We start from the raw sequence: 6,325 nt of genomic DNA on the forward strand, positions 1-6,325 counted from the left end.
GTGGGCTCACAGGCCGTGGCCGCCACGGCGAGGAGCGCAGCAAGAATCAGCGCCGCGGGTCGTGCCGCGCGGCCCAGCCCCAGAAATTTGAAGGTATTCCGGCTCATCGGTTCCGGCTTTCTCTCTGGCCCGGCTCCCGATGGGCCAGGTGCCAAGTGGCGTCTACCGTTCCACACCAGAATCAACATTGTGTCTGTAGCCCCTGAGTAGTCCCTGTGAAGCCCTTCGGGCGCCGGCCACCGAGGTTCTCGGCCGCCGCCGAAGGGGTTCATGCGGGCGGGAACGCCGTTGTAGGAGGGTGTCGCGTGCGTTTGACTTGCGCTTTCGGGCCACCTATGTTTGACAGGTTCCTCCGTGTCCCCCCAAATGGCGGATGGAAGCGTCAATGAAGGCCCCCGCGCTCTCCTCCCCCAGGATCGAGCGCGGGGGTTTTCTGCATTTTGTGAGGTTTGCGTCTCCGCGAGAGTACCTCTGGCCGGCTCCTTCTTTAGAGGACGATGGAGCGGGTCTCCGGGGATCGTCATTCCGGGGGAGAATGACACGCATGGCGTGTTCGCGCCCAACTGATGAGTACTTGCCCCGTGCTCCAGTAGAACTCCGGCCGCTGGTCGGAGTAGTCAGTGCTCTTGGCTGCATCCGTTTCGAAACGTTCGCTAGGGGCCGGCTTGCGGAAAGTGGAAATCTCCGACGGTAGGGTTTGTGAGGGCACTGGAGGGGCCCGTATTTTCCTGGATGCGGGGATTGGGCACCGCGTTCACAGGCGGGGGCGCTGGAGGAGTGAAGATGGTCGAGGGAAACAGCGGCACGACCTCGTTGGACAAAATATTCAAGATCAGTCTGGCCCTCAAGGGGCTGGACGGGGTGCTGGAACTGGTGGGAGAGATTCTCCTGCTGCTGGTATCGCCCGCCCAGATGGCCTCGGTGGTCCATTTTCTGACCCAGCATGAACTCTCCGAAGACCCGCACGACCTCGTTGCCACCACCCTGGTGCACTGGGCCGGGGCCATGACCGTGTCGGCGGCGCTCTTCGGTGCGGTCTACCTGCTGTTGCACGGGTTGGTCAAGGTGGTCCTCGTCTGGGCAGTGCTGAGGGACAAATTGTGGGCGTACCCGTGGATGATCGCCTTTTTGCTGGTCTTCATCGCCTACCAGAGCTATCAGCTCCTGGTCGCCTTCACCTGGGGAATGGTCCTGTTGACCGCCTTCGACATCTTCATTGTCTGGCTCACCTGGCATGAATACAGGGCCCACCGAGCCCGGACAGCCGCCGGCCAGCCCAGCCCTCAACCTGCCCCCAAAACCCTGAGTAGCCGGACCGGAGCCGACAGCCGTCCCGTCGTCCTCAGGACTTGGCGGTCGCAAGCTTCGACCGGACCCGCACGAGAGGTGCTTTCGGATGCTGGAGTTGGGGGATGGCGGTCAGGGCGAACTGGTCGATAACACCGGGCCGGAAGACGAGGCACTCCGTCGATCCCCCGAACTGGAAGTATCCCAGCTCGTCGCCCTTGTTCACATGGTGGCCCGGGACGATCTCCGGATCGATGACGCAGGAGGAGACCTCGATCATGCCCACGGGGATCACCGCCATGAGACCGATCACGGGGTCATCGGCCTGGATCAGGATGATCGCCCGGGCCGCGACATGGGCCAAATATGACTGCGAGAGGGTCGGCTCGACGGCGTCGGCCCCCTCGGAGTCCGCCTCGGAGAAGTAGGTGCCGTCCTTGAGGTACGCCCGCACGATCGTTCCAGCGACGGGAGCGTGCCAGCGGTGATAGTTCAACGCGCTCAAGAACGCCTGGTACACCGTTCCGCCGACAAAGTGATCCACCGACTCGTCCCGGGCGAGCAGGTCCTCTAGTGAGTAGGGCTGGTTCTTGACCCAGAACCGGCTCTGGCGTTGAACGTCCGAGCTGATCTTGTAGGGGGTCGACTCGCAGGCGCTGACGATGACCTTGTCGTCTTCGGGTGCAGCGACGGGTCTGGACGTCGAGGTGAGCCGACGGGAGAAGAAATCGTTCCACGACGTGAAGCCCCAGTGCTCGGCGAAGGCATCGTGTTGGTAGTCGTCCATCCCGACGGCCTGCCGCGCCTTCTCCGACATCCACCCGGACGGCGAGTCGTTGAGCACATACAGCGAGTCCTCGCTGGTCAGGAACACGCACCAGGCGTCCAGAATCTTGCGGAACATGGCGACGATCCGCGGATCGCGGTGGGCCGCGAACCCGGCCTCGGTTCCCATGGTCCAATCGAGGATCGCCGTCAACGGCGTGGTGACCATGCCGCCTTCGCTGAACTCCGGGGCCATCGTCAGGACCTCGTTGATCAGCCGGAGCATCTGGTCAACGCTCGTCAGGTGCCGTTTGCGGTAGGGCTTCGACTTCGGAACCTGCTCGATCATCTCCGTCATGTAGAGGCGGACAACCGGATCGCGGGCAATCAGTTCCTGGAACTCCACGATCACAGGATGCAGGGGAACATCTTCACCCCGCGCCTCCACCCGTTCCCGGTGACCGGCGAGCCAGTCCTCGAAGTCGTCGTGTTGCTCGGGCAGCCAGCCACCCAGTCGTCGGACACGGCCGGATGAAGAGTTAATGGTCATAATGCCGAGCCTACTCGGCTCCTGACCGCGCCATGATTAAATTCTTCGCCGGAGAGGTCGGCGCCGGAGAGGTCGGCGCCGGGGAGTTCGACGCCGTCGACGGTGTCGGTTTCCTCCAGATCCAGGACGACGCTGCGGGCGTCGGGGGAGTTCGCTTCCTTAACGGCCTCGAGGGAGGCCGTTAAGGGATTCCGCCACGTCGGGTTTCACTTCGTCGTAAAGTATGTGGCGCCGCAGCCCGGCTGGCGCTGACCCCGCGTGACAGATTCCGCTTAGGAGACTGCTGAACTAGTGGCTTGGTTGGCCACAGCATGTGGCTACGGCGTGTCGGGATGGGCTGCGCCTTCTTCCACCGGGGTTCCGGAAGCCGGTGCCACCGTGTCGTTGGCCAAGGCTTTACCCCGGCGGTAGATCTGGATCCCGATGGCTGCCGGTATCACGGCTAAGGCAGCCGCCCGCATCCAGGGCCGGTCCAGGATATGACCGGTGAGCGAGTCAAGGGAGAAGGGTCCGGGGCCTCCGATGGTGAACGATGCTGCCGCCAGGCCCAGCACTGCGGGGTACTCGAGGCCGCCCTCTGTGGCGAAGAAGCCGTTAGGGGCGTGGACGCTGGCCGCGACGCCCATCGTGGTGGCAGCGGCGGCGCCGGCGGCCGGAGTGGCCAGCCCCAGGGCCAGGGCGAGACCGGCTCCTGCTTCACCCACGCCTGCGAGGATGGCACTGGGTTTTGCTGGGCGGAAGCCCATGGCATGCATGCCCTTGCTGGTGCCCTCGATTCCTCCTCCGCCGAACCACCCGAAGAGTTTTTGGGATCCGTGAGCGATGAGCACGCCTCCGAGGGCGACCCGGAACAGGGTCTGTGCGGCGGCGGCAGCCTCAGGGCTGGTCTTTGCATAGCTCATAGGGGTCCTCCTTGGATGGGCCGTGGCACTGCGCCGGCCGGGCTCCTTGTCCGGCACGATTCTACGTCGGAGGGACGAACCGGTCACGGGAAGGAACATTTAAGAAGATTTTTCACCCGCCGCAGGCGTACCAGGACTCACAGGTACTGCAAGAATACGTGCAGCGACGTGACAGCTCCTGAGCGGGTTAGGCGCGCCCGGCGGGGTGTTCCTAGTCGTTTAGATCGAAGTCGAGATCAAGGTCCTGCGGTGTTCTAAGGCGCCGCCACGTTGAAGCGACCCGGGCGGTGGGCAGGGCTGAAGCAACGGGCATCCGGTCCACGGCGGTCAGTTGTTCCAGGTTGAGCCCGGTCAGTACCGCGATGTCTCTGATGGGGACCTGGAATGTTCGGAACGGACCCAGCGGGGGAGCGTCGTCCAGTGTTCCCGGGCGGGGTACGTCCGGGAGGTCCGCCAGTTGGGGTGTCTGGTCCACGACGTATCCGGTGGCGGCGAGGGAGCCGTGGTGCATGAAGGCGGCAACTTTGAAGAACTTCAGCGGGATCTGTACACCGCGGTAGATGGGGTCGGTGTCACCGAAGATCGGACCCGTGAAAACGACGAGCCGCCGGCTGTTGTCGGCGGCGTTGTCCTGCAGGTAGGACTCCAGACCGAGCCAGAGGTCCATTCCCTGGTTAAATCTGGCCGCCTGCGGGGCTGCATTCGTGTAGTGGAAGGTATCTGCGTTGGCCCGGGCGGCTTCCGCCACTGTGTCGCCCCATACTGCTGATGCCCTTCGGACGAGGTGGCCGCGGTCGATGTCGTTGCCGGCGTAGACCGCCTCGCCCGTCTGCTGGTCCGGGCGCAGCCGCGGATCCAGTCTCCACTGGATCCCTGAGCGGTCCAGATCGATCAACTTGGTGCCGTCCATTCCGAGCGCAGTGACGGCGGCCAGGCGCTTGTCCAGCCGCATGAGGACGGAAAAGTGGGTGTAGGGGAGCAGGACGGATTCGACGCCGTCGAGGGCCGGAATGCCAACCCGGGTACCCAGGAACTGTTCATCGAACCCGGGACGGTCGGAAAGATCCTCCACATTCACTGTGACCTGGGCTTGCATTACTTCATCCATGGGCAGACCGTATCAGTGCCGGGTGACAGAATCACGGACGCATCTCCGGTACTTTCTGGGCTCCCTGCGCTTCCCTCTCGAATCTCGATTCGGGCTCTGCTGAGTATGTCAACCCTGGTTCAGGAGCACCGGGCCCGGCTTGATCCAGGACCACCCACGACCCTGCTGACCAGCGCCGGTGGCGCCGACCGATTATGTCCGCGGGGAGTGGGTTCGTGCGGTGTGTCCGCCCCACCAGATGCGGAACTCGTTGCTCCGGGTCGCGAGCTCGCCGACCGACGATGACGGAGTAGACGGGGAGTGTTCCCACGAATCAATTCGGCCCCTACCCCTTCCCGGACCGGGGACCTTAGTCTGGGGATTCCTTCCGTTTTATGGCCAGACCCTAGGGGTAGTCCATGACTCTTCCGCCGCAACGCGAACCCGACCCGTTTCCGCCAGACCCCGGGCCGCTGCCCGACTCTCCGGATCCGACATCCCCCGTGCCTGCGCCGGGGTCTCCCGATCCGACGTTTCCTGGGCCAAGCCCCGTGCCCGATCCCGGGCCGAGGCCGTCCGGACCGGATCCCACGCGTGACTTGTAGGGCCCGACGTCTGTCCACACTTCATGTCTAGTGGAAGTAGCTCCGGAGACGCTCTCTCACACGGGAAGCCGCCGACGATTGCCGTGCAGAAACGCCAAGTCGACCCTCGATGTTACGCACTGCAAGCGCCAGCTGCATCCTCTTGTTCGTTGCCGCACACGAGGTCGAAGCTGGGGCCGGGCTCATTGCCTGTCGGCCCAGCGTTCGTGGGCGGATTGGCGGCTGATGCCGACGGCGCGGCCGATGTCGGTCCAGGACGCCCCGGCGGCCTTGGCAGCTGCGACGGTTTTGTCCAGCCTCTCGCCGGCCTGGCTGTAGTCGCGCGCGGCCGCTTCCACGCCGGCGACGGCTTCCAGCGGTGCGAGGTGGGCTTTCCACTCGTCATGGATGGCGTCTTCGACTTCATTGGAAGCGTGTGCGACATCATCGGGGGACAGGTAGTCCCGGCGGCGGCTGAAGTCGGCGGCGGCCGGTGACGGGACTCGCTCCCACAGTTCGCCCCGCCAGCCGCAGTCACAGGCTCCGCGCCAGCCGATAATCTCGCGGTCCGGGACTACTTCATAGTCGGGCAGCATCTTGTCCGGCTGGTAGCGGCCGGTGATGCCCTGCACCAGTATTCCCTCGCCGGATGAGGATGCGGAGGGCCGCCCGTCCGGTGCGACGGCGGCCGCCCAGCCCTCGTGTTCGTTGTCGTTCGATACCCAGCCCATGGACCACGCCCTTCTGTCAGGAAATCCTGACAGTCAGTGTGTCAGGGATCCCGGACAAAAACCACAGCAATATCTAGTGAAGGGGTAGCCGGAGCATATCCGGCAGACCGATGTCCGCCGGGGACAGTTCCGGCCTTGCCCGGAGCAAGCGGAGCGGGTGCCGGAAGGACCGGCCTGACCAGGCCGTGTCGGCGGCGACTTCCACCACCACCGGTTCCACCAGTGTCAGCAACCACCGGTTCCCTGTCGCGGTTGAACCGGTCCAGGGCCGTGCCCTTCACTGTGACGGGCCACGGATGCTGTTGCCGGGGCGGCTCCAGCCGCCGCGCCAGCTCGCGGGCGGAGGCGGTTTTCAGCGGCGCGGAGCGGCCGACGATCCGCAGTTCGCCGTCCAGGGCCAGGCCCGCCACGACCTCGGC

At 64.7% G+C, this 6,325-nt stretch carries 6 protein-coding genes; 1 reads left to right on the plus strand and 5 read right to left on the minus strand.

Going from position 1 to position 6,325, the window contains the following annotated elements:
* Positions 1 to 783: 783 nt before the first annotated feature.
* Entirely contained in the window at positions 784 to 1,440 is a 657-nt protein-coding gene (locus tag Y706_RS0102350) for a DUF2127 domain-containing protein (protein ID WP_028275315.1), read from the plus strand.
* On the opposite strand, the gene Y706_RS0102355 is transcribed toward Y706_RS0102350, so the two are convergent.
* The 5 genes from Y706_RS0102355 to Y706_RS23155 all read right to left on the minus strand — a co-directional run bounded on the left by Y706_RS0102355 (position 1,343) and on the right by Y706_RS23155 (position 5,906).
* Positions 1,343 to 2,602, minus strand: coding sequence for a phosphatidylserine decarboxylase family protein (locus Y706_RS0102355; protein WP_028275316.1), 1,260 nt, complete (start codon positions 2,600 to 2,602; stop codon positions 1,343 to 1,345). The two genes, Y706_RS0102350 and Y706_RS0102355, sit on opposite strands and share 98 nt — an antisense overlap.
* Complete coding sequence (locus Y706_RS29960) at positions 2,599 to 2,727, minus strand: hypothetical protein (RefSeq protein ID WP_253906673.1); 129 nt, start codon at positions 2,725 to 2,727, stop codon at positions 2,599 to 2,601. Before Y706_RS29960 ends, Y706_RS0102355 begins: the two co-directional genes overlap by 4 nt.
* Before the next feature lie 192 nt (positions 2,728 to 2,919).
* Entirely contained in the window at positions 2,920 to 3,504 is a 585-nt protein-coding gene (locus tag Y706_RS23145) for a DoxX family protein (protein ID WP_043434273.1), read from the minus strand.
* A 211-nt stretch (positions 3,505 to 3,715) separates the two neighbouring features.
* On the minus strand, positions 3,716 to 4,612 hold the full coding sequence (locus Y706_RS23150) for a DNA/RNA non-specific endonuclease (protein ID WP_043434275.1): 897 nt from the start codon (positions 4,610 to 4,612) through the stop codon (positions 3,716 to 3,718).
* A gap of 766 nt (positions 4,613 to 5,378) precedes the next feature.
* On the minus strand, positions 5,379 to 5,906 hold the full coding sequence (locus Y706_RS23155) for a hypothetical protein (RefSeq protein ID WP_052354984.1): 528 nt from the start codon (positions 5,904 to 5,906) through the stop codon (positions 5,379 to 5,381).
* Positions 5,907 to 6,325 lie beyond the last annotated feature (419 nt).

The organism is Arthrobacter sp. I3 (assembly GCF_000520575.1).
Classification (GTDB): Bacteria; Actinomycetota; Actinomycetes; order Actinomycetales; family Micrococcaceae; genus Arthrobacter; species Arthrobacter humicola_A.

Excerpts from the sequence above, each read along its gene's own strand:
- Y706_RS0102350 (WP_028275315.1), top strand. The coding sequence starts at position 784 with ATGGTCGAGGGAAACAGCGGCACGACCTCGTTGGACAAAATATTCAAG.
- Y706_RS0102355 (WP_028275316.1), bottom strand. The coding sequence starts at position 2,602 with ATGACCATTAACTCTTCATCCGGCCGTGTCCGACGACTGGGTGGCTGG.
- Y706_RS23145 (WP_043434273.1), bottom strand. The coding sequence starts at position 3,504 with ATGAGCTATGCAAAGACCAGCCCTGAGGCTGCCGCCGCCGCACAGACC.
- Y706_RS23150 (WP_043434275.1), bottom strand. The coding sequence starts at position 4,612 with ATGGATGAAGTAATGCAAGCCCAGGTCACAGTGAATGTGGAGGATCTT.
- Y706_RS23155 (WP_052354984.1), bottom strand. The coding sequence starts at position 5,906 with ATGGGCTGGGTATCGAACGACAACGAACACGAGGGCTGGGCGGCCGCC.